Below are 21,386 nucleotides of genomic sequence, written 5' to 3'. Positions count from 1 at the left end.
CGGATGAAATCTGCCTCCTTGCGCGTCATGCTGGTCGATGACGACCTCGAACGCCGCGCGCTGGTGGCCGCCGCATTGGACGGCGCCGGCCTCGCGGTGGTGGCCGAGCTCGGCACCGCCGACGGGCTGTTGCGGGCGGTGGCCGCTTGCACGCCGGACGTGGTGATCATCGACCTGGAATCGCCCGACCGCGACATTCTCGAGAACATGCGCTGCCTGTCGCGCGACAATCCGCATCCGGTGGTGATGTTCGCCACCTCGTCCGATAGCGAGGCCATTCGCGAGGCCATCGAGGCCGGCGTCAGCGCCTACGTGGTCGACGGCCTCAGTCCTGGCCGGGTGCACTCGGTGGTGGAGGTGGCGGTCGCGCGCTTTCGTCAGTACGCATCGCTACAGCGCGAACTGGCCGAGGCGCGCACCAGTCTGGCGCAGCGAAAGCTTATCGATCGCGCCAAGGGCATTCTCATGGAGCGCGGCCGGCGTACCGAAAGCGAGGCCTACCACGCCCTGCGCAAGCTGGCCATGGACCAGAACAAGACCATCGCCGACATTGCCCAGGGCGTGATCGACACCGCCGAGTTGTTCAAATGAGCCCGAGCCTGCCGACCCCGGAACTGCCCCGACTGCGTCTGGGCTATATCCCGCTCACGGACGCCGCGCCGCTGGTGGTGGCGCTCGAAAACGGCCACTTCGAGCACTACGGCCTGGACGTCAGCCTGTCGCGCCAGCCCTCGTGGGCCACGCTGCGCGACAAGCTCGGCATCGGTCATTTGGACGGCGCGCACCTGCTGGCGCCGATGGCGCTGGCCTGTTCGCTGGGTGTGGAAGGCGTGCCGCAGCGGCTGGTGACGGCCCTCAGTCTTGGCCTGGGCGGCAATGCCATCACCGTCGCCGACAACCTGTACCGGGACATGCAGGCGGCCGCGGACGGCCAGCCCGTGACCGCGCAGGCGCTGGCCAGTGTCATCGCGCGGCGCCGGGCGGCAGGCGCGGATCCACTGACCTTCGCGACCGTGTACCCCACCTCCAACCACACCTATCTGCTGCGCTACTGGCTGGCCGCGGCGGGCATCGACCCGGACCGTGACCTGCGCCTGATCGTGGTGCCGCCGCCGCAGATGGTGCAGCGCCTGAAACAGGGTGACATCTACGGTTATTGTGTCGGCGAGCCTTGGAACACGCTGGCGGTGCGCGACGGCATCGGCTGCATCGTCGCCGCCGGACACGACGTGTGGAACAACGCGCCGGAAAAGGTGCTGGCCGTGGGCGCCGCCTGGGCGCAGCGCTACCCGGCCACGCACATGGCGCTGATCTGCGCCATCGTCGAGGCCGCTCGTTGGCTCGATGAAAGCCCCGAAAATCGCCTGCGGGCCGCGCATCTGCTGGCCGGCGAGACCTACCTCAACCTGCCGGTGGAGGTGATTGCGGCCTCGCTCAGCGGGCGCCTGACGGTCGACCAGCGCGGCACGCAGCGCGAGCTGACGGACTTTCACGTCTTTTACCGCTATGCCGCCAACTTCCCCTGGCGCTCCCATGCTTTGTGGATGCTGCGGCAAATGGTCCGTTGGGGACAGCTGCCGGCCGATGCCGATCTGCTGGCCGCGGCCCATGCCACGTACCGACCGGACATTTACCGGCTGGCCGCGGCGCGCCTGGGCGTGGCGCCGCCGGCCGTGGACATGAAGGCCGAAGGCGGCCATCGCTGCGCCTGGAAACTCGGTGAGGGCAATGCGGCGGTCGCGCTGGGCCCCGACCGATTCATCGACGGGGCCGTGTTCGACCCGGCGGACGTTGGCGCGAAGATTGCTCACTAATTTCACGTAATCCGAATCGGCGGGGCGGGTTCATATGAGTCCGCCCACCGGTTCGAAACCGCCCCAACGATGGAGCGGCCCGTGTTCGCCAAAGACGGTGAGCCGAACAGGACCCTGGTTTGTGCCAGGGCGGTGTTACGCGCTTGAACCGACAATCATGGACGAACGCCCCCACCTGATCGTGATCGGCAACGGCATGGCAGCCAGCCGTGCCGTGGACGAGCTGCTGGCCCGTGCGCCGCAGCGTTACTGCATGACCGTATTGGGCGCCGAACCGGCGCCCGCCTACAACCGCGTGCTGTTGTCGGCCGTGCTGGCGGGCGAGGCGGCCGCCGAGCAGCTGCGTTTGCAGCCCAAAAACGATCCGCAGGCCCACGGCGTGCGTGTGCTGACCGGTCAGCGCGTGGCAGGCATCCAGCCGCAGACGCGCCGCGTGCTGCTGGCGGATGGCGAGTCGCTCACGTACGACCGCCTGCTGCTGGCCACCGGTGCCCGCGCCACGCACCCGCCGCTGCAGGGCAGCCGCCTGCCGGGCGTGATCGCCTTTCGCACCCTGAGCCACCTGCAGCGCCTGCAGGACGCCTGCGCGGCCGGCGGCGAGGCGGTGGTCGTCGGCGGCGGGCTGCTGGGCCTGGAAACCGCCGCCGGTCTGGCGCGTCAGGGTATGGCGGTCACGGTGCTGCACGCGGCCGGCCATCTGCTGAACCGCCAGCTCGACCCGCTCGCCGCGGCCATCCTGCAAGCCCAGCTCGAGGCCCGCGGTATCAGCTTCGAGCTGAACGCCCGCGCCGAGGCGCTGCTGGGCGAGCACCACGTTGAAGCCGTCCGGCTGGCCGATGGCCGCGAGTTGCCGGCGCGCCTGGTGGTGTTCGCGGTCGGCATCGGCCCGCGCGCCGAACTGGCCCGCGAGGCCGGGCTGGCCTGCAACCGCGGCGTGCTGGTCGACGACGCGCTGGCCACCTCCGATCCGCACATCGACGCCGTCGGCGAGTGCGCCGAGCACCGCGGCATCAGCTACGGCGTGGTGGCGCCGGTCCACGAGCAGGCAGCGGTGTGGGCGCGCCGCAGGGCCGGCGACGACAGCGCGCTCTACGTCGGCTCGGTGGTGTCGGCACAGCTGAAGGTCAGCGGCATCGACGTGTTCTCCAGCGGCGACTTCGACGCGCCCGATGCCGACGATCTGGTGCTGCGCGATCCGGCGGCCGGCGTGTACCGGCGCCTGGTGCTGGCCGGCCCGCGGGTGGTCGGCGCGGTGCTGGTCGGCGACGTGTCGGACGGCCCCTGGTTTCAGCAACTCATCGCTTCCCGCACCGACATTTCAGCCGCCCGCGAGGTGCTGCTGTTTGGTCGGTCGTTGGCCGAGCCGCGTCTGGCGGCCGGCATTCCCCCATCTGCCTGCGAGGACAAGCCCATGCAAAAGACGCGACTGTTGGTGATCGGCAACGGCATGGTCGGCCAGCATCTGGTGGACACGCTGGCCGAGACGGCGGCCGACCGCTTCGAACTCATCGTCTGTGGCGAGGAAACCCGGCCGGCCTACGACCGCGTGCACCTGAGTGAGTACTTCGGCGAGAAAACGGCCGAAGAACTCGCCCTGACCACGCCGGATTTCTACGCCCGGCATGGCTTTCGCCTGCGCACGGCCACGCCGGTGACGACCATCGACCGCGCCGCGCGCAGCGTGACGACCGCCGCCGGCGAACAGCTGTCCTACGACAAGCTGGTGATCGCCAGCGGCTCGTTTCCGTTCGTGCCGCCGGTACCGGGGCGCGAGCGGCCGGGCTGCTTCGTCTACCGCACGCTCGATGACCTGGATGCCATCCGCGCCAGCGCGCAGGGCGCGCGGGTTGGCGTGGTGGTCGGCGGTGGCCTGCTGGGCCTTGAGGCCGCCAATGCCCTCAAGGCCCTGGGGCTGGAGGCGCACGTGGTGGAGTTCGCCCCGCAGCTGATGGGCGTACAGCTCGACGGCGGTGGCGGCGCCGTGCTGCGGCGCAAGATCGAGGCGCTCGGCGTGCGCGTGCACACCGGGCGCAACACGCGCGAGATCGTGGACGGCGAATCGTGCCGTCACCGCATGGTGTTTGCCGACGGCGAGCACCTGGAAACGGATCTGATCGTGTTCTCGGCCGGCATCCGCCCGCGCGACGAACTGGCCCGCGCTTGCGGTCTTGAAGTCGGCGAGCGCGGCGGCATCGTGGTCGACGACCAGTGCCGCACCTGCGACCCCGACATCTACGCCATCGGCGAGTGCGCGCTGTGGAGCGGGCGCATCTACGGCCTGGTCGCGCCCGGCTACCAGATGGCCAAGACCGCGGCGGCCGACCTGTGCGGCGGCGATGCCAGCTTCACCGGCGCCGACATGAGCACCAAGCTGAAACTGCTCGGCGTGGACGTCGGCAGCATCGGCGATGCCCACGCCAGAACGCCCGGCGCGCTGTGCTACACCTACCAGGACGACCAGGCGGGCGTGTACAAGAAGCTGGTGGTCGACGGCGACGGCAAGCGCCTGCTGGGCGCGGTGCTGGTCGGCGATGCCGCCGACTACGGCGGCCTGCTGCAGTACTGCCTGAACGGCATCGAGCTGCCGGCGCAGCCGCAGGCGCTGATCCTGCCGGACAGCGGGGGCGGCAAGCCGGCCTTCGGGCCCGACAAGCTGCCGACCACGGCGCAGATCTGCTCCTGCCACGACGTGAGCAAGGGCGCGCTGGTGGCCGCCATCGACGGCGGCTGCACCACGGTGGCGGATCTGAAGACCTGCACCAAGGCCGGCACCGGCTGCGGCGGTTGCGCGCCGCTGGTCAAATCCCTGCTGGAGCTGGAGCTCAAAAAGCGCGGCCTCACGGTCAACACCGACCTGTGCGAGCACTTCCCCTACACGCGCCAGGATCTGTACAACCTGGTGCGCATGGGCCGGATCGAGACCTTCGACGCGCTGCTGGAAAAACACGGCCGCGGCCGCGGCTGCGACATCTGCAAGCCCACCGTGGCCGCCATCCTGGCCGCCTGCTGGAACGACTACGTGCTCAAGCCCGCCCACGAGGGCCTGCAGGACAGCAACGACCGCTTCCTGGCCAACCTGCAAAAGGACGGCACCTATTCGGTCATCCCGCGCGTGCCGGGCGGCGAGATCACGCCGGACAAGCTGATCGTGCTGGGCGAGGTGGCCAAGGAATTCGACCTCTACACCAAGATCACCGGCGGCCAGCGCATCGACCTGCTGGGCGCGCGGGTGGATCAACTGCCGGCCATCTGGCGGCGGCTGGTGGACGCCGGCTTCGAATCCGGCCACGCCTATGCCAAGGCGCTGCGCACGGTCAAATCCTGCGTCGGCAGCACCTGGTGCCGCTATGGCGTGGACGACAGCGTGGGCCTGGCGATCGAACTGGAGGAGCGCTACAAGGGCCTGCGCTCGCCGCACAAGCTCAAGTTCGCCGTGTCCGGCTGCACCCGCGAATGCGCCGAGGCACAAAGCAAGGACGTCGGCGTGATCGCCACCGAGCACGGCTGGAACCTGTACATCTGCGGCAACGGCGGCATGAAGCCGCGCCACGCGGATCTGTTCGCCACCGCGCTCGATAAATCGACGCTGATCCGCTACATCGACCGCTTCCTGATGTTCTACATCCGCACCGCCGACCGCCTGCAGCGCACCTCGGTGTGGCTGGACAACCTGGAAGGCGGCATCGAGTACGTGCGCGAGGTGGTCATCGACGATCGCCTGGGCCTGGGCGCCGAGCTGGAAGCCGAAATGGGCCACGTGATCGACACCTACGAGTGCGAGTGGAAAAAGACCGTCGACGATCCGGAGCGCCTGCGCCGTTTCCGCGCCTTCGTGAACAGCGACACGCCGGACGAGACGATCCACTTCGTGCGCGAGCGCGGCCAGCCGCGCCCGGCACGGGCCGACGAGCGCGCCACCGCGGCCGCCGACCATGGCTGACAGCGCCGCCCTGCAACTGAACCCGGGTGTGGAACCGATGTGGATCGACGTATGCGCTGTGCAGGATCTGCCGAACAACGCCGGCGTGGCGGCGCGCGTGGCCGGCCGGCAGGTGGCGATCTTCTACCTGCCGGCCGAGACTCCGGCTGTTTATGCGCTCGACAACTGGGACCCGCTGGGTGAGGCCGCCGTGCTGGCGCGCGGCATCGTCGGCGATCTTGGCGGGCAGCTGGTGGTGGCCTCGCCGCTGTACAAACAGCATTTCCGGCTCCTCGACGGCCAGTGCCTGGAAGACCCGGCGGTGCGCGTGGCCAGCTACCCGGTGCGCCTGGACGGCGAGCGGGTGTTGATAGCCATGCCGGACGCAGGCCCGTGAACGGCCCGGTCCGCACTACCTGCCCCTACTGCGGGGTCGGCTGCGGCGTGCTGGCGACGCCGGACGGCGCAGGCGGCGCGGCCATCGCCGGGGATCCGCAGCATCCGGCCAATCTGGGCCGTTTGTGCTCCAAGGGCGCGGCGCTGGGCGAGACGCTGGACCTGGACGGCCGCCTGCTGGAGCCGTTGCTGCACGGGCAGCCGGTGTCGTGGGATCGGGCCCTCGATGCCGTGGCGGGCGGCTTCGCATCCGTCATCGCCGAACACGGCCCGCAGGCGGTCGCCTTCTACGTCTCCGGCCAGCTGCTGAACGAGGACTATTACGTCGCCAACAAGCTGATGAAAGGCTTCATCGGCAGCAACAACATCGACACCAACTCGCGCCTGTGCATGGCCTCGAGCGTGGCCGGTCACGTCCGGGCGTTCGGCGCCGACACCGTGCCTGGTTGCTACGAGGACCTTGAACAGTGCGAGCTGCTGCTGCTTGTCGGCAGCAATGCGGCCTGGTGTCACCCGGTGCTCTACCAGCGCATCCGCGCCGCCAGGGCGGCCCGGCCCGGATTGCGCGTGGTGGTGATCGACCCGCGCCGCACGCCGACCTGCGACATCGCCGATCTGCATCTGCCGCTGGCGCCGGGCAGCGACGTGGCGCTGTTCAACGGCCTGCTGGTGGCGCTGGCGGAGGCGGGCGCGGTGGACCGGGACTACTTGGCGGCCCACGTAGACGGCTTCGATGCTGCATTGGCTGCGGCGCGTGCGGATGCGCCGGATGTGGCCGCGGTCGCTGCCGCGTGCGGGCTCGATCCGGCCGACGTGCAGACGCTGTTCGACTGGTTCACGGCCACCGACAAAACAGTCACCGTCTACTCGCAGGGCGTCAACCAGTCCACGGCCGGCACCGACAAGGTCAACGCCATCATCAACTGCCACCTCGCCACCGGCCGCATCGGCCGGCCGGGCATGGGGCCGCTGTCGTTCACTGGCCAGCCGAACGCCATGGGCGGGCGCGAGGTGGGGGGGCTGGCCAACGCGCTGGCCTGCCACCTCGATCTGGCCAATCCCGAGCACCGCGCGCAGGTGGCGCAGTTCTGGGGCAGCGGGCCGGTTGCCCACGCGCCGGGCCACAAGGCGGTCGACCTGTTTCGCGCCATCAAGGCCGGGCAGGTGCGGGCGGTGTGGATCATGGGCACCAACCCGCTGGTCAGCCTGCCGGAGGCGGACCGCTTCCGGGCCGCGCTCGCCGGCTGTGAACTGGTGGTCGTCAGCGACTGCGTGCGCCACACCGACACCACGGCGCTGGCGCACGTGCTGCTGCCGGCGCTGGCCTGGGGCGAGAAAAGCGGCACGGTGACCAACAGCGAGCGGCGGCTGTCGCGCCAGCGGGCGTTTCTGCCGCCGCCGGGGCTGGCGCGGGCGGACTGGTGGGCGCTGTGCGAAGTCGGCAGGCGTCTGGGTCACGCCGGCTTCGGCTTTGCCGACGAGGCGGAGGTCTTCGACGAGTACGCGCGTCTGTCGGCCGTGGCCGGCCAGGCCGGGCGGGATTTCGACATCAGTGCGCTGGCGGGTCTGGGCCGGGCCGGGTTCGACGCTCTGGAGCCGGTGCAGTGGCCCGTGAATGCGACGTCACGCGCCGGCACGCCGCGCCTGCTGGGCGACGGCCGGTTCTTCACGCCGGATCGGCGCGGTCGCATGGTGGCCGTGACCCAGCGCGCTGCGGTCGACCAGCCGGATGCCGACTACCCGCTGCTGCTGAACACCGGCCGCGTGCGCGACCACTGGCACACGCTCACCCGCACCGGCAAATCGGCGCGCCTGTCCGCCCACTCGCCCGAACCGCGCCTGGATCTGCATCCGGAAGACGCTGCCCGGCTGGGGTTGGAGACGGGCGGTTTCGCGCGCGTGACGAGCCGCCACGGGCAGTGCGTGGTGCGCGTCGCGATCGATCCGGGCCAGCGCCAGGGCAGCGTGTTTCTGCCGATGCACTGGAGCCACGCCTTCGCCAGCACCGGCCCGGCCGATGCGCTGGTCGGCGCCCATCTGGACCCGATCTCCGGCCAGCCGGAGTTCAAGCACACGCCGGTGCGCGTACAGGGTGTGTCACTGCCGTGGCGGGCGCTGCTGCTGACGCGGTCTGAGCTCAGGCCGCGCGGCGTCGACTACTGGGCCACTGCCCGCGCCGCCGATTGCTGGCGGCACCAGCTGGCGGCGAGCCGCGCGCCGCAGGACAGCGCCGCCTGGCTGCGCGAGCTGCCGGGCGTCGATCCGGCCTGGCAGTGGCTCGAATACCGCGACAGCGCCGGCGCCTACCGCGCGGCCGCCTTGCACGAGGGCCGGCTGATGCTGGCGCTGTTCAGCGGGCGCGATGTGGACTGGCTGGCCGGCGACTGGCTGGTGGCGCGTTTTGGCAGCGAGCTGGCCGCCGATGAGCGCCGTTGCCTGCTGGCCGGCGTGCCGGGGGCGGGCGGTGCCGATGCCGGCCGCACCGTGTGCGCCTGCTTTCAGGTCGGCATCAACACGCTGCGCCAGGCCATCGCCGAGCAGGGCCTGAGCACCCCGGAAGCCATCGGCACCGCGCTCAAGGCCGGTACCAACTGCGGCTCCTGCGTGCCGGAACTGCGCCAGCTGCTGGCGAGCGCCCAGGACACGCGGGCCGCCTGAGGGGCTTGCTCGCGGGGCAGTGACCGGTCGCCGGGAGCTGGCCCAGTTATTGCTGACATCCCGTTGGCTGCAACGCTGCAGCCAACGGGGTTCGCCCCACCCGACGCGCGGTCGCGTCACGCAACGACAACGAGGTCGTACCTGCCAACAGGCGGGTGCGGCCTTTTTTTTTGTGCCCGTTTCAAGGCGGGCGCGTTCACATCAGGGATGGAACCATGAAAGCCCACATCGCAACCATCGGCGCCAGTGCGCTGTTTGCAGGCAGCCTGGCGACCGGCACGGCGGCTGCCCACGCCATCGACGACGCGTTGTTCCCACTGACCGATTCGCTCATGCAGGGCAAGGTCAGCCTGGACGTGCGCTACCGCTTCGAACAGGTCGACCAGGACCGGCCAGCGAGCATTCTCGACGAGGCCAGTGCCCAAACCGTGCGCACGCGCCTGGGTTGGCGCACCGGTTTGTTCCACGGCTTCTTTGCCTATGGCGAAGCTGAGAACGTGTCGGTGGTCGGCGAGGAGGACTACAACAATACCTACAACGGCAAGACCCGGTTCCCGGTCGTGGCCGACCCGGACGGCACCGAGGTCAACCAGGCGTACCTGGGTTACCTGGGCCTGAAGGGCAACACCTTCCGCTACGGTCGCCAGGCGTTCTTCTTCGACAACCACCGCTTCGTCGGTGACGTCGGCTGGCGCCAGAACCAGCAGACCTTCGACAGCTTCTTTTACGAGAACAAGATGCTGCCGGGCGTGACCGGCAGCTATGCCTACGTCTACAACGTGAACCGCGTGTTCGGTGAGGACACGCCCAGCGCCGCCTTCGCAAACACCGGCGACTTTCAGATGGCCGGGCATCTGATCAACCTGCAATGGAAGCCAAATCCGGTCACTACGCTGACCGGCTACGCCTACCTGCTCGACTTCGACGACTTTGCGGCGGAGTCCACCGCCACCTATGGCCTGCGTGCGATGGGCGAAATCCCCTTGCCGAAGCTGAAATTGCCGACCCTGCCCGGCGCCGCCGGTTCGGCCATCCTATATGCCGCCGAGTACGCCCGCCAGAGCGATTACGCCGACAATGCCGGCAGTTTCGATCTGGACTACGGCCTGCTGGAAGGCGGCGTGCGTCTGTTTGGCGTCAGCTTCAAGGCCGCCTACGAGCTGCTGGAAGGCGGCGCCATGAACGGCACCCGCGCCCTGCAGACGCCGCTGGCCACGCTGCATGCCTTCAACGGCTGGACGGATCAGTTCCTGCGCACGCCGGCGGCGGGTCTGAAGGACACCTATTTCACGGTCGGCGGGCCGGTACCGGGGCTGGCCATGGACTGGCTGCTGCGTTACGACAGCTACAAGTCGGACGCCGGCAGCAACGACTACGGCGATGAGTGGGGCGTGCTGCTGAGCAAGACCTTTGCCGAGAAGTACACCATCGGCCTCAAGTACGCCGACTACAGCACCGATGCGCAGGCCTTCGTCGCCGGCCGGCCGGACACCAGCGACGTCAGCAAGAGCTGGCTGTGGGTGCAGATCAAGATCTGAGCCCCCAGCGCAGCGGGTAGACAGGCCGGGCGTCCCCGTCGGGGGGCGTCCGGCCTGTTTGTTCCGGCGCATACGTTGCTTGTTGCTGACTGTTTGTCGCCGTTGCCTTGCCAGCAGCGTTTTGCTTTATTCAAGAGGATGGAACATGGACTGGCGGGATTTTCGAAAGTCGGGCCACTGGCCGACGCTGCTGGCGGCATTTCTGTATTTCGACTTCAGCTTCATGGTGTGGGTGGTGCTGGGGCCGCTGTCGCTGTACATCGCGCAGGACATCGCGCTCGACGTGTCGCAGAAGTTCACCGTGGTCGCCATCCCGGTGCTGTTCGGGGCGCTGCTGCGGGTGCCGCTGGGCATGCTGGCCGACCACATCGGCCCCAAGCGCGCCGGGCTGCTGGCGCAGGTGCTGGTGATGGCGGCCCTGGCCTATGCCTGGCTGGTGGGCCTGCACTCGGTGCTGGCACTGGAGGTGTTCGGCTTCATGCTGGGCATGGCCGGTGCCAGTTTTGCGGTGGCGCTGCCGCAGGCCTCGCGCTGGTATCCGCCCAAATATCAGGGCATCGTGCTGGGCATCGCCGGCGCCGGCAACATGGGCGTGGTGCTCGATTCGCTGCTGGTGCCGCAGGCGGCCGAGGCCTGGGGCTGGCGGGCGGTGTTCGGTGTATTGCTGATCCCAATGGCGATCGTGTTCGTGCTGTACGTGCTGATGGCGAAGGACGCACCGGAACAGCGCACGCCGGTGTCGCTGGCCAATTACCGGGCGGTGCTGGGCGATCGTGACACCTGGTGGTTCATGTTTTTCTATTCGATCACCTTTGGCGGCTTCGTCGGCCTGGGCAATGCGCTGCCGCTGTACTTCACCACCTGGTATCACGTGTCCGGCGTGGCGGCGGGCCTGATGGTGGCGCTGGTGGTGTTCGCCGGCTCGATGTTCCGACCGGTCGGCGGCTGGCTGGCGGACCGGGTCGGCGGCATCCGCTCACTGCAGGTGCTGTTCTGTGTGGTGGCGGTCAGCTACGTCGTGGTGGGTCTGCTGCCGCAGGGTCCGGCGCCTCTGGCCGGCGCGGTGGCCGATGCCAAGGTGGCCGGGTGGGGCATTGGCGAGCTGCCGGGCATTGCCTGGCTGGCGGTGGCGGCGTTCTTCGTCGGCGCCATGGCGCTGGGCATGGGCAACGGATCGGTGTTCCAGCTGGTGCCGCTGCGGTTTCGGCGCGAGATGGGTGTGGTGACCGGCCTGGTCGGCGCGGCCGGCGGCGTGGGTGGCTTCTTTCTGGCCAAGACCTTGGGCTGGTCGAAGGTGGCGACGGGCGGTTTCGGGGCGGGCTTTTTCCTGTTCGCCGGCCTGGCGCTGGTCGGCCTGATCGGGCTGGCCGCGGTCAAGACCCGCTGGCGTACCACCTGGGGCGCGGTGGCCGAGGCGCGCGTTTGACCCGCGTCCGCCATTCGCATGACTTCGCATGAGTAGGGAGCGGCTGGAGGTCGGCGTCGGCCTGGTCAGCCAGACCGGTCGTCGGCCGCAGAACGAGGATTTCGTCGCCGCCGACCGGCCTGCCGGCAGTCGCGGCGGGTACGAGTTCGCGGCTGTGATTGCCGACGGCGTTGGCGGCGGTCCGGGCGGTCGATTGGCCGCCGAAACGGCGGTTCGCGGGTTTCTGGACGGCTACTTCGGGCTGCCGGCGACGCTGGGCACGGAACGCGCCGCCGGCCGTGCTCTGCAGGCCATCAACCGCTGGCTGCACGGCCTGGCGCGACAGAACACCGCCCTGCGCGGCATGGCGACCACCTTCAGCGCCCTGCTGCTGCGCGGGCGCGAGGGCTACGTGCTGCACGTCGGCGACAGCCGCGTGTACCGGCTGCGCGACGCGAGCCTGCACCGGGTGACCACCGATCACGCCCACGATCATCCGGACCTGCAGCACGTATTGCTGCGCGCCGTGGCGCTGGAAGACAACGTGCGCGCCGACGCCAGCCGGCACGAGCTGCGCGTGCATGACCGTTACCTGCTGTGTACGGATGGGGTGCACGGCACGCTGCCGGACCGGCGCATCGAAGCCCTGCTGGCGACCCGCGGGGATCCACAGGCAAGTGCGGCCGACATCGTCGCGGCGGCGCTGGAGGCCGGCAGCCGCGACAACGTCACGGCGCTGGTGCTGGACGTGCTGGCGCTGCCGCCGCTGGATCAGACGGGTCTTGAGGCCACCCTGGCGGCTTTGCCACTGTTGCCGCTGCCGAAGGTGGACGACGAAGTGGACGGCTTCGTGCTGCTGGAGCAGATCTCGGACGGCCGCTACAGCCGGCTGTTCCGGGCCCAGGACACGCGCGAGCCACGCCAGGTGGCGCTCAAGTTCCCGCATCCGCGCCTGGAAGGCGAGGACATCTACCGGCATGCCTTTCTGCGCGAGGCGGCGGTGGCGGCGCAGGTGCGCAGTCCCTACGTGGCGGAGGTCATCGAGCTGGCGCCCGATCGCCAGACGCGCCTGTATTCGGTGATGCCGTTCTACGTCGGCGAAACGCTGGAGCAACGCCTCCGGCGCAGTCCGCTGGAGCTGGCCGAGGGCGTGGCCATCGCCAGCCAGCTCGGGCGGGCGGTGGATGCCCTGCACCGGCGGCGCATCGTGCACCGCGATATCAAGCCCGACAACGTGCTGTTGCTGGCCGGTGGCGGGCTGAAACTGCTCGATCTGGGCGTGGCGCGCCTGCCGGGTCTGGAGAGCACGCCCGACGAGGACATCCCCGGCACACCCAGCTACCTGGCGCCGGAGCTGTTCGAGGGCAATGCCGGCGACGAGCGCACCGACGTGTACGCGTTGGGCGTCACGCTGTACCGCATGTTCAGCGGGCATTACCCGTACGGCGAGACCGAGGCCTTCGCCCGGCCGCGCTTTGCGCGCCGTCAGCCGCTGGCGCACTACCGGCCCGAGCTGCCGGCCTGGCTCGATTCGGTGCTCGCGCGCGCCACGGCGGTGCAGGCCACCGACCGCTACGCCCACGTGGCGGACCTGGTGAGCGATCTGGAACACGGTCTTTCGGGGGCTGCCGGCACCGCGCCGCAGCGCCGTCAGCCACTGTATGCGCGCAATCCGCTGCGCTTCTGGCAGGGCCTGTGCGCGCTGCTGGCGATCGCGCTGCTGGTGCTTTTGGCGCGGGCTTGATGCAGCTGGCACGCGTTGTGCTTTAAGCAACAGCGTAAGCGTCGTGTGTGCGGCAGCGAAGCCGCCTGCACGACCCACCCAACGGACCGACCCACGCCACCGACGGCGTGGTGGTCGCGGGCAACGGAGCCCGCCGTCACACACCCTTGTGACGGCGGGCTTTTTTTTGGCCTCACAGCAGCGCAAGGAGCCTGTGCATGAACGATTCGAAGATCCCCGGCAGCCCCGTCGCTACCCCGGACAAGCCGGCCGATCAGCCGGTCGATCCGGGCCGTCGCAGCCTGCTGCGCGGCGCCCTGGTCACCACCGGCGCGGCGGCGCTGCTGAACCTGGTGCCGTCGGCCATTCGCAGCGCGGCCTGGGCGGCCGGCTCGGACGCGCCGGAAAAGCCGGACCTCAAGATCGGCTTCATTCCGCTGACCGATTGCGCGCCGGTGGTGATGGCGGCCTTGAAGGGTTTCGACAAGAAATACGGCCTGAACATCACCCCGACCAAGGAAGCCTCCTGGGCGGCGGTGCGCGACAAGCTGATGTATGGCGAGATCGACGCCGCGCACGTGCTGTACGGCCTGATCTACGGCGTGCAGCTGGGCACCCGCGGCCCGCAAAAGGACATGGCCGTGCTGCTGACGCTCAACAACAACGGTCAGGCCATCACGCTCTCGAACGATCTCAAGAAGGCCGGCGTCACCGACGGGGCGGGTCTGAAAAAGCTGGTCGACGGCAAGGCCCGCGACTACACCTTCGCGCAGACCTTCCCGACCGGCACGCATGCCATGTGGCTGTACTACTGGCTGGCGGCCAACGGCATCGATCCGTTCCGGGACGTCAAGAACATCGTCGTGCCGCCACCGCAGATGGTGGCCAACATGCGCGTCGGCAACATGGACGGCTTTTGCGTGGGCGAGCCCTGGAACGCGCGCGCCATCGCCGACGACATCGGCTTTACCGCCGTCACCAGCCAGGAAATCTGGCCCGATCACCCGGAAAAGGTGCTCGGCACCAGCGCCGAGTTCGTCGCCCAGTACCCCAATACGGCGCGCGCCATGACGGCCGCCATCCTGGACGCCGCCCGCTGGTGCGACGCGCAGGAGAACCGCGCCGAGATGGCCGAGGCGGTGGCCACCAAGTCGTATGTGAACTGCCCGGTCGACATCATCAAGGGGCGCATCCTGGGCGAGTACGAGAACGGCCTGGGCAAGAAATGGACCGACGCCAGGCCCATGCGCTTTTTCCGCGACGGCGAGGTCACCTATCCCTGGCTGTCGGACGGCATGTGGTTCCTGACCCAGCACAAACGCTGGGGCTTGATGGCCGGCGACCCGGACTATCTGGCGGTGGCCAAGAAAGTGAACCGCCTCGACGTGTACGCGCAGGCGGCAGCGGCGGTGGGCGTGGCAGTTCCCAAGGACACGCTGCGCAAATCCACGCTCATCGACGGCACGGTGTGGGACGGCACCGACCCGGCCGCCTATGCGGCCAGTTTCAAGATCAGGAGTTGAGCCATGGCTGCGGTTATCCCGTTCGTGTCGGCAGCCCAGGGGCCCGTGCTTGCACCGGCCACGACAGAACCCGCGCCCGCGGGCGCGGCAACGGTGCCCGGCGGTACGCCGCCGGCGCCGCACGGCCCGGCATGGCTGCGCGCCAGCGGTCCGAACCCGCGTGCGCAGGCCTTTGCCAGACAGGCGATTGCCGCGGCGGTCGGCCTGCTGGTGCTGGTGGCGCTGTGGTCACTGCTGGCAGCCAACACGCGCCTGCCGGGGCCGGCCGCCACCTGGGTGTCGGCGGTCGAGCTGTTCAGCGATCCGTTCTATAGAAACTCGCCCAACGACCAGGGCATCGGCTGGAACGTGCTGGCCTCGCTGCGGCGGGTGGCGCTGGGTTTTGGTGCGGCGGCGCTGGTCGGCATTCCGCTTGGCTTCGTGATCGGCCGCTTCCGCTTTCTGGGCGATGCCGCCGGGCCGGTCATCAGCCTGCTGCGGCCGGTATCGCCGCTGGCCTGGCTGCCGATCGGGCTGCTGCTGTTCAGGTCGGCCGAGCCGTCGGCGATCTTCGCCATCTTCATCTGCAGCATCTGGCCGATGATCATCAACACCGCGTCGGGTGTGCAGCAGGTGCCGCGCGAGTATCTGGACGTGGCACGCGTGCTGCGGTTGTCCGAATGGACCGTGTTCAGACGCATCCTGCTGCCGTCCAGCCTGCCGCATGTGCTGACCGGCGTGCGCCTGTCGGTGGGCATCGCCTGGCTGGTGATCGTCGCTGCCGAGATGCTGACCGGCGGCGTGGGTATCGGCTTTTGGGTGTGGGACGAGTGGAACAACCTGAACGTCGAACACATCCTGATCGCGATTTTCGTCATCGGCGCGGTTGGCCTGCTGCTGGAGCAGGCCCTGCTGCTGCTGGCCCGTCGATTGCCTTGATTTTTTTGTTTTCAAGGCCGGCAGCGGTTGAAAACGGTTGCGATTTTTCTTGCGGGAGCCAGACCATGAACGAATCGAAATTCCTGGCCGTGGAACGGGTCGACGTGACCTTTCCGACGCCCAAAGGCCCGCTCACCGTGCTGGAGGGCGCCAGTTTCGAAGTGGCGCGCGGCGAGGTGGTGGCACTGATCGGCCATTCCGGCTGCGGCAAATCGACGCTGCTGAACGTCATCGCCGGCCTGCACACCGCCAGCCGCGGCGGCGTGATCCTGGAAGGCCGCGAAGTCACCGAGCCCGGCCCGGATCGGGCCATGGTGTTCCAGACCCACGCCCTGCTGCCGTGGCTGTCGGCCTACGACAACGTGCGCCTGGCGGTGGACCGAGTGTTCGGCAAAACCAAGACCAAGGCCGAGCGCCACGACTGGACCGTGCAGCACCTGGAACTGGTGCACATGGCGCACGCCGCCGATCGCAAACCGGCCGAGATTTCCGGCGGTATGCGCCAGCGGGTAGGCATCGCCCGGGCGCTGGCCATGCAGCCCAAGGTGCTGCTGATGGACGAACCCTTCGGCGCCCTGGATGCCCTCACCCGCGCCCAGCTGCAGGACGCGCTACTGGAACTGCACGCCAGTCTTGGCATGACCGTCATCCTGGTCACCCACGACGTGGACGAGGCGGTGCTGCTGTCGGACAAGGTGGTGATGCTCACCAACGGCCCGCACGCCCGCGTCGGTGAAGTCATGACCGTGCCGTTGGCCCGCCCGCGCGAGCGCCTGGCCCTGGCCGAGGACGCCGCCTTCACACATTGCCGCGCCGAGCTGCTGCGCTTTTTGCACGCGGCGCATCCGGCGCGAGCGGCGTGAATCCTGGCCGGATTGTTTGGCCGGGCGTAGCGGCAACGAGGCGTCGCGTTGTGCTTCGCTGACGCATCACCCTCGTATTTATTTCAATGCGTTACTTTGGGGATTCTGCAAGCTCCTGTAGAGTTTCAAAGTAACGACGATGGGTGCGCCGCAATGCCTCTTCATCGTTTGCTTCCAGTACCACGACTTCCCGCTCGACGCCCTTTCTTTTTAGATCGAGTTCGAGTGACAGTCGGGCATCCTGCGCGATAGAAACCTCTGACGCGCCGAAAGGCCGGAGCGATATCACTTGGCCCCGAAGGCGATCATATTCAATGAGAAATAGCATTCTAACCTCCGGTGAAATCGGCCAGCTGGCGAATTGCGGCCTGAATTTTATTCTTAAGATATTGCTTCATTTCAAGTAACTTTTGAGGGGCCGCGTCCATCTCAAGGCCCTCAATGGCGGCGATCAAAAGCGAGTACCGTTCCAAAAGCTCTAGGCAAAGAGGATCACCCATCCCGTATTTGATATCGGGGCCAACCACGTCCGAGAGCTTTTCCGAAAGTTCGGCCCATACGTGTTGAAGGGCCGTCCGAACTTGAATTTCCACGGCCCGGTCATTTATCACGACTATAACGTGCACACCACGGTAGCCATTATTGGGCATCTCTCTACGGTCATGGACCAGAGTGTTATCAAAGAGGCTGGTCAATCCATGGATCACCCGGTTCTGGTGAAGTGTGTCGTCGATGACCAGACGGCAACCGGCAATGTCTTGCATCTGGCTCAGACGGATGGATCCCCGCCTGAGCTTTGCCACTATTGCGGGTGTGGATTTCGCCGGCCGACCCGTAGGTTCCAGGTCGAGGCCGCGCACTGCGCTGATGACTGACTCATAGGCATCGGCGAAGGTGCGACGATAGGAATCGAGTTGTCGCAGATCGTCGTCGGAGAGGTTGCCGCCGCGAAGCCGCTCTCCGAGGGCATCGATGCTGGTCTTGGATATTGCGCTGCGCATGGCGGAAATATACCCCCCGGCCGCGTGCGTAACTCGTGTCGCGGGACGCTGGTTTGCTGCCTGGGGCGCAGGCCCCGTCGAGGTCAGGCGGTCCGTCAGCTACCGGCCGGCCCGAGGCGCTCCCGCGGTTGTCCGCAGCAAATACGACCGTGACATGGCCCGACGGCCACGCGACTTCAAGCATCCGCCAGCAGCAGCAGCGGGTCTTCTACCGTCGCCAGGATCGGCTGCATGAAGCGCAGTGCGGTCACGCCGTCGATCAGGCGGTGGTCGTAGGACAGCACCAGGTTCAGGCGGCGCTGGATTTCGATGCGGCTGTCGTCGACCACCACCGGCTCGCTGCGTACCCGGCCCATCCCCAGGATGGCCACCTGCGGCGGGTTGATGATGGGCGTGCCGAAGATGTCCTGCCCGCCGTGGCTGCCCCAGTTGCTCAAGGTGAAGGTCGCACCACGCATGTCGTCCGGGGCCAGCTTGCGGTCACGGGCGCGGGCGGCCAGTTCGTCGATGGCGGCCGACAGCTGCACCACGTTCAGGCGCTCCGCGTCGCGGATCACGGGAACTACCAGACCCGCATCGGTATAGGCGGCAAAGCCGATGTGGTAGTAGTGTTTTTCGACGACTTCGAGTGTCTGGTCGTCGATGCTGGCGTTGAACTGCGGCATGGCCTTCAGGGCCGGGATCAGCGCCTTGATCAGCAGCGCGATGTAGGAAATGCGCTGGCCGGTGTGGGCGGCCAGGCGTGCGCGGGCGGCCTCGAAGGCGGCGGCGTTCACGGCAAAGCCGGTGGTCGCCTGCGGCACGTGGGCGGCGCGGCTCATGCTGTCGTACATGGCCCTGGCGACGCCGGACAGGCGCCAGCGCCGCTCTCCGCCGGCGGGGGTTGGCGATGAGGCAATGGCAGGGGAGGGCGCCGCTGCCGGTGTTGGCGCGGGGCGAGCGACGCGCGCCACGGCGGCATCGATGTCTTCCCGCAGCACGCGCCCCTTGGGGCCGCTGCCGGTGACGGTGGCCAGGTCCACGTCCTGCTGGTGCGCGTAACGGCGCGTGCTTGGCGCGGCACGCACCGGGCCGGCGGGCTGCGCCAGCGGCGCGGCGGCGGGTGTCACCGCCATCGCGGGCGCTGCGTGTTTCTCGCCGGAGAACTGCTGCGCCGGCGCCCGCTCGGCATCGAACACGGCCAGGATTTCGCCGACCTTGACGATCTGCCCTACCTGCGCAGCCAGTTGTTCCACCCGTCCGCTGCACGGCGCCGGGATTTCCACCGTCGCCTTGTCGGTCTCGATCTCACACAGGGTCTGGTCTTCCTGCACCTCGTCCCCGGGCGCCACGTGCCAGGCCAGCAGTTCGGATTCAGTGATGCCCTCGCCGACGTCGGGCAGACGAAATTCAAAGCGCATTCGAAAGTCTCCTCAAAACCGGTACTGCAGCACCGACTCGATGCCGTGGCGCACGCGCCGCACGTCCGGCAGGTAGAAGTCCTCGGTCTGGTTCTCCGGGAACTGCACGTCAAACGCCGTCACCCGCCGCACCGGCGCCTTCAGGCAATCGAACACGTGCTCGTTGACCAGCGCCGACAGTTCCGCGCCCAGGCCCAGCGTGCGCCGTGCCTCGTGGACGATGACGCAGCGACCGGTCCGGCGCACCGAATCCAGGATGGTGCGCACGTCCAGCGGCGCCAGCACGCGCAGATCGATCAGCTCCGCGTCCACTTCCATCTCGTCGATGGCCTGGCGGGCCGTATGCACCATCGCGCCCCAGGCGAGCACGGTCACGTCCCGCCCCTCCCGCACCACGCGTGCCTGGTCGAGCGGCAGCACATAAGGCGCGTCCGGCACCGCCTCACGAAATGCCCGATACAGGCGGCTGTGTTCCAGAAACACCACCGGGTCGTCGCAGCGGATGCTGGCCGACAGCAGGCCCTTGGCCTCGGCCGGTGTGCTGGGGCATACCACGCGCAGGCCGGGCGTGTGGATCAGGTACGACTCGGTCGATTCGGAATGGAACTGCAGCGGCTTGATGCCGCCGCCAAACGGCGTGCGGATGGTCATCGGCACCGAGAACTGGCCCCCCGAGCGCTCGCGCACGTTCGACATCAGGCACACGAACTGCCCGAAGGCGTTGTACAGAAAGCCCAGGAACTGGATCTCGACCACCGGCCGTTCGCCGCGCATGGCCATGCCGACAGCGGCGCCGATGAGGCCGTTTTCCGACAGCGGCGTGTCGATGACCCGCTCGCCGCCGAAGGTGTCGTACAGGCCCTCGGTGGCGCGAAACACGCCGCCGATCGGGCCGATGTCGTAGCCCATCACCCGCACGCGCGGATCGTGCGCCAGCTCGTCGCGCAGGGCCTGGTTCACAGCCTGCACCAGATTCAGATCGGTGGTTCCGGTAGTCGGCGCGTTCATGCCAGGGTCTCCGGGTCGATGCTGGTGAACGGATTGGCGCCATTGAGCTCCGCCGCCAGCTCCCGCTGCTGCAGGCGCAGGTGCCAGCCCGGATCGCCTTGCAACTGGCTGTCGAACATGGTCATCGGGTCCGAGCGCGGCAGGGCCAGTGCCCGCGCCGCAGCGGCCTGCACCTCGGCCAGGCACTCGGCCTCGTACTGCTCGCGCAGCACCTCGGTGAACAGGCCGCGGGCCGTCAGGTAAGCCTCGAAGCGCGGGCGCGGGTCGAACTGCTTCCAGTGTTCGGCCAGGCCCTGGTCGCGGTAGACCTCGGCGCTGTCGGAGGTGTTGTGGTCCACCACGCGGTAGGTGACGGCCTCGATCAGCGTCGGGCCGCCGCCGGCGCGGGCGCGGTCCACCGCCTCGCGCGTCTTCTGGTACATGGCCAGCACGTCGTTGCCATCCACCCGCTCGCCGGGCAGCCCGTGCGCCAGCGCCTTGTGGGCGAAGGTGGGCGCCGCGTGCTGGCGGTGTGCGGGGGTGGAAATCGCCCACTGGTTGTTGTGGACCACGACGACCAGCGGCGCCTTGAACACGGCGGCGAAGTTCAGCGCGTCGTGGAAATCACCCTCGCTGGTCGAGCCCTCGCCGGTGAAGGCCAGCGTCACCGTGTCGCGGCCGTTGAGCTTGTCGGCCATGGCCGAGCCGGCGCCGTTCAGCACATTGGTGCCCAGGATCACGCCGTAGGGGGTGAAGGTGACGCCGGGCGGGCGCTCCATCGGCAGATGTTCGGCGACGGTCTCGGGCGCACCGCCGCGCAGGATGGCCAGCGTGCGGTCCATCGGCACGCCCCAGTACAGGTGCGCCGCGAACTGCCGGTAGGACGGAAAGCACCAGTCGCCGTCCCGCAACGCCGCCGCGGCGCCCAGGCCCACGGCTTCCTCGTACATGGACTGCGCGGTCACGCTCAGTTCGCCGCGCCGCTGCATGCGGATGGTGTGCGTCTCGTAGGCGCGCGTCTGCACCAGCGTGCGGTACATGCGCAGCAGCGTGGCGTCGTCCAGATCCGGCGCCTCCCCGACCAGCCCGCCATCGGGCGCCAGGATGCGGAAAAAGTCCTCGTCCGGGGCCTGCTCGGCCCACTTGTGCTGTCCCATCGCTGCCTCCTCGTCCGCCGGCCCGAACGACCGGCCGGCCTATAATGCCATCGACATCAATCAGCGCCGGGCAGGCGCCTTCGG

At 68.5% G+C, this 21,386-nt stretch carries 16 protein-coding genes; 11 read left to right on the top strand and 5 right to left on the bottom strand.

Annotated elements, in window-relative coordinates; genetic code table 11:
- Window positions 1-27 precede the first annotated feature (27 nt).
- The 11 genes from PG2T_RS00580 to PG2T_RS00530 all read left to right on the top strand — a co-directional run bounded on the left by PG2T_RS00580 (window position 28) and on the right by PG2T_RS00530 (window position 16,757).
- On the top strand, window positions 28-591 hold the full coding sequence (locus PG2T_RS00580; protein WP_236953349.1) for an ANTAR domain-containing response regulator: 564 nt from the start codon (window positions 28-30) through the stop codon (window positions 589-591).
- On the top strand, window positions 588-1,814 hold the full coding sequence (locus tag PG2T_RS00575) for a CmpA/NrtA family ABC transporter substrate-binding protein (protein ID WP_068802349.1): 1,227 nt from the start codon (window positions 588-590) through the stop codon (window positions 1,812-1,814). The genes PG2T_RS00580 and PG2T_RS00575 overlap by 4 nt, the downstream gene beginning before the upstream one ends.
- 157 nt (window positions 1,815-1,971) lie before the next feature.
- Window positions 1,972-5,754, top strand: a complete 3,783-nt coding sequence (gene nirB, locus PG2T_RS00570) for a nitrite reductase large subunit NirB (protein WP_075968110.1) — start codon at window positions 1,972-1,974, stop codon at window positions 5,752-5,754.
- The gene (gene nirD, locus PG2T_RS00565) at window positions 5,747-6,130 is read left to right on the top strand and encodes a nitrite reductase small subunit NirD (RefSeq protein WP_236953273.1); all 384 of its coding nucleotides are present in this window, start codon (window positions 5,747-5,749) and stop codon (window positions 6,128-6,130) included. The genes nirB and nirD overlap by 8 nt, the downstream gene beginning before the upstream one ends.
- Complete coding sequence (locus PG2T_RS00560; RefSeq protein ID WP_068802348.1) at window positions 6,127-8,787, top strand: nitrate reductase; 2,661 nt, start codon at window positions 6,127-6,129, stop codon at window positions 8,785-8,787. The genes nirD and PG2T_RS00560 overlap by 4 nt, the downstream gene beginning before the upstream one ends.
- A 215-nt stretch (window positions 8,788-9,002) precedes the next feature.
- Window positions 9,003-10,325 carry an alginate export family protein gene (locus PG2T_RS00555; protein ID WP_068802347.1) on the top strand — a complete coding sequence of 441 codons (1,323 nt, stop codon included), beginning with the start codon at window positions 9,003-9,005 and terminating at the stop codon, window positions 10,323-10,325.
- A 145-nt stretch (window positions 10,326-10,470) separates the two neighbouring features.
- Complete coding sequence (locus tag PG2T_RS00550) at window positions 10,471-11,751, top strand: nitrate/nitrite transporter (RefSeq protein WP_068802346.1); 1,281 nt, start codon at window positions 10,471-10,473, stop codon at window positions 11,749-11,751.
- Window positions 11,752-11,779: 28 nt separating this feature from the next.
- Window positions 11,780-13,474 carry a bifunctional protein-serine/threonine kinase/phosphatase gene (locus PG2T_RS00545; protein WP_068802345.1) on the top strand — a complete coding sequence of 565 codons (1,695 nt, stop codon included), beginning with the start codon at window positions 11,780-11,782 and terminating at the stop codon, window positions 13,472-13,474.
- Window positions 13,475-13,671: 197 nt separating this feature from the next.
- The gene (locus PG2T_RS00540) at window positions 13,672-14,976 is read left to right on the top strand and encodes a CmpA/NrtA family ABC transporter substrate-binding protein (RefSeq protein WP_083214666.1); all 1,305 of its coding nucleotides are present in this window, start codon (window positions 13,672-13,674) and stop codon (window positions 14,974-14,976) included.
- Window positions 14,977-14,979: 3 nt separating this feature from the next.
- The gene (gene ntrB / locus PG2T_RS00535) at window positions 14,980-15,894 is read left to right on the top strand and encodes a nitrate ABC transporter permease (RefSeq protein ID WP_068802344.1); all 915 of its coding nucleotides are present in this window, start codon (window positions 14,980-14,982) and stop codon (window positions 15,892-15,894) included.
- A 65-nt stretch (window positions 15,895-15,959) separates the two neighbouring features.
- The gene (locus tag PG2T_RS00530) at window positions 15,960-16,757 is read left to right on the top strand and encodes an ABC transporter ATP-binding protein (protein WP_068802343.1); all 798 of its coding nucleotides are present in this window, start codon (window positions 15,960-15,962) and stop codon (window positions 16,755-16,757) included.
- Window positions 16,758-16,848: 91 nt separating this feature from the next.
- Here the strand turns inward: PG2T_RS00530 and PG2T_RS15870 are convergent, their stop codons facing one another.
- From PG2T_RS15870 to PG2T_RS00510, 5 genes are all read right to left on the bottom strand, one after another.
- A complete protein-coding gene (locus PG2T_RS15870) occupies window positions 16,849-17,085 on the bottom strand; it encodes a hypothetical protein (protein WP_145930941.1) in 237 nt (78 codons plus the stop codon).
- 1 nt (window position 17,086) lies between these two features.
- On the bottom strand, window positions 17,087-17,758 hold the full coding sequence (locus PG2T_RS00525) for a nucleotidyltransferase family protein (RefSeq protein WP_068802342.1): 672 nt from the start codon (window positions 17,756-17,758) through the stop codon (window positions 17,087-17,089).
- 176 nt (window positions 17,759-17,934) lie between these two features.
- Window positions 17,935-19,158 carry a dihydrolipoamide acetyltransferase family protein gene (locus PG2T_RS00520; RefSeq protein WP_068802341.1) on the bottom strand — a complete coding sequence of 408 codons (1,224 nt, stop codon included), beginning with the start codon at window positions 19,156-19,158 and terminating at the stop codon, window positions 17,935-17,937.
- 12 nt (window positions 19,159-19,170) lie between these two features.
- Window positions 19,171-20,166 (bottom strand): alpha-ketoacid dehydrogenase subunit beta, encoded by a 996-nt coding sequence (locus PG2T_RS00515; RefSeq protein WP_068802340.1) that lies wholly within the window; start codon window positions 20,164-20,166, stop codon window positions 19,171-19,173.
- Window positions 20,163-21,302, bottom strand: coding sequence for a thiamine pyrophosphate-dependent enzyme (locus PG2T_RS00510; protein WP_068802339.1), 1,140 nt, complete (start codon window positions 21,300-21,302; stop codon window positions 20,163-20,165). The genes PG2T_RS00515 and PG2T_RS00510 overlap by 4 nt, the downstream gene beginning before the upstream one ends.
- Window positions 21,303-21,386 lie beyond the last annotated feature (84 nt).

Origin of the sequence: Immundisolibacter cernigliae (assembly GCF_001697225.1) — a bacterium.
Classification (GTDB): domain Bacteria; phylum Pseudomonadota; class Gammaproteobacteria; order Immundisolibacterales; family Immundisolibacteraceae; genus Immundisolibacter; species Immundisolibacter cernigliae.
Note: the sequence above shows the minus strand (reverse complement) of the source record. Positions and strands in the feature narration are given on the sequence as shown.

Bases quoted from the DNA above. Each gene is read 5' to 3' on its own strand.
- PG2T_RS00580 (WP_236953349.1), top strand. From the start codon at position 28: ATGCTGGTCGATGACGACCTCGAACGCCGCGCGCTGGTGGCCGCCGCA.
- PG2T_RS00510 (WP_068802339.1), bottom strand. From the start codon at position 21,302: ATGGGACAGCACAAGTGGGCCGAGCAGGCCCCGGACGAGGACTTTTTC.
- PG2T_RS00525 (WP_068802342.1), bottom strand. From the start codon at position 17,758: ATGCGCAGCGCAATATCCAAGACCAGCATCGATGCCCTCGGAGAGCGG.
- PG2T_RS00515 (WP_068802340.1), bottom strand. From the start codon at position 20,166: ATGAACGCGCCGACTACCGGAACCACCGATCTGAATCTGGTGCAGGCT.
- PG2T_RS00555 (WP_068802347.1), top strand. From the start codon at position 9,003: ATGAAAGCCCACATCGCAACCATCGGCGCCAGTGCGCTGTTTGCAGGC.
- PG2T_RS00530 (WP_068802343.1), top strand. From the start codon at position 15,960: ATGAACGAATCGAAATTCCTGGCCGTGGAACGGGTCGACGTGACCTTT.
- PG2T_RS00545 (WP_068802345.1), top strand. From the start codon at position 11,780: ATGAGTAGGGAGCGGCTGGAGGTCGGCGTCGGCCTGGTCAGCCAGACC.
- PG2T_RS00540 (WP_083214666.1), top strand. From the start codon at position 13,672: ATGAACGATTCGAAGATCCCCGGCAGCCCCGTCGCTACCCCGGACAAG.
- ntrB (WP_068802344.1), top strand. From the start codon at position 14,980: ATGGCTGCGGTTATCCCGTTCGTGTCGGCAGCCCAGGGGCCCGTGCTT.
- nirD (WP_236953273.1), top strand. From the start codon at position 5,747: ATGGCTGACAGCGCCGCCCTGCAACTGAACCCGGGTGTGGAACCGATG.
- nirB (WP_075968110.1), top strand. From the start codon at position 1,972: ATGGACGAACGCCCCCACCTGATCGTGATCGGCAACGGCATGGCAGCC.
- PG2T_RS00550 (WP_068802346.1), top strand. From the start codon at position 10,471: ATGGACTGGCGGGATTTTCGAAAGTCGGGCCACTGGCCGACGCTGCTG.
- PG2T_RS15870 (WP_145930941.1), bottom strand. From the start codon at position 17,085: ATGCTATTTCTCATTGAATATGATCGCCTTCGGGGCCAAGTGATATCG.
- PG2T_RS00575 (WP_068802349.1), top strand. From the start codon at position 588: ATGAGCCCGAGCCTGCCGACCCCGGAACTGCCCCGACTGCGTCTGGGC.
- PG2T_RS00520 (WP_068802341.1), bottom strand. From the start codon at position 19,158: ATGCGCTTTGAATTTCGTCTGCCCGACGTCGGCGAGGGCATCACTGAA.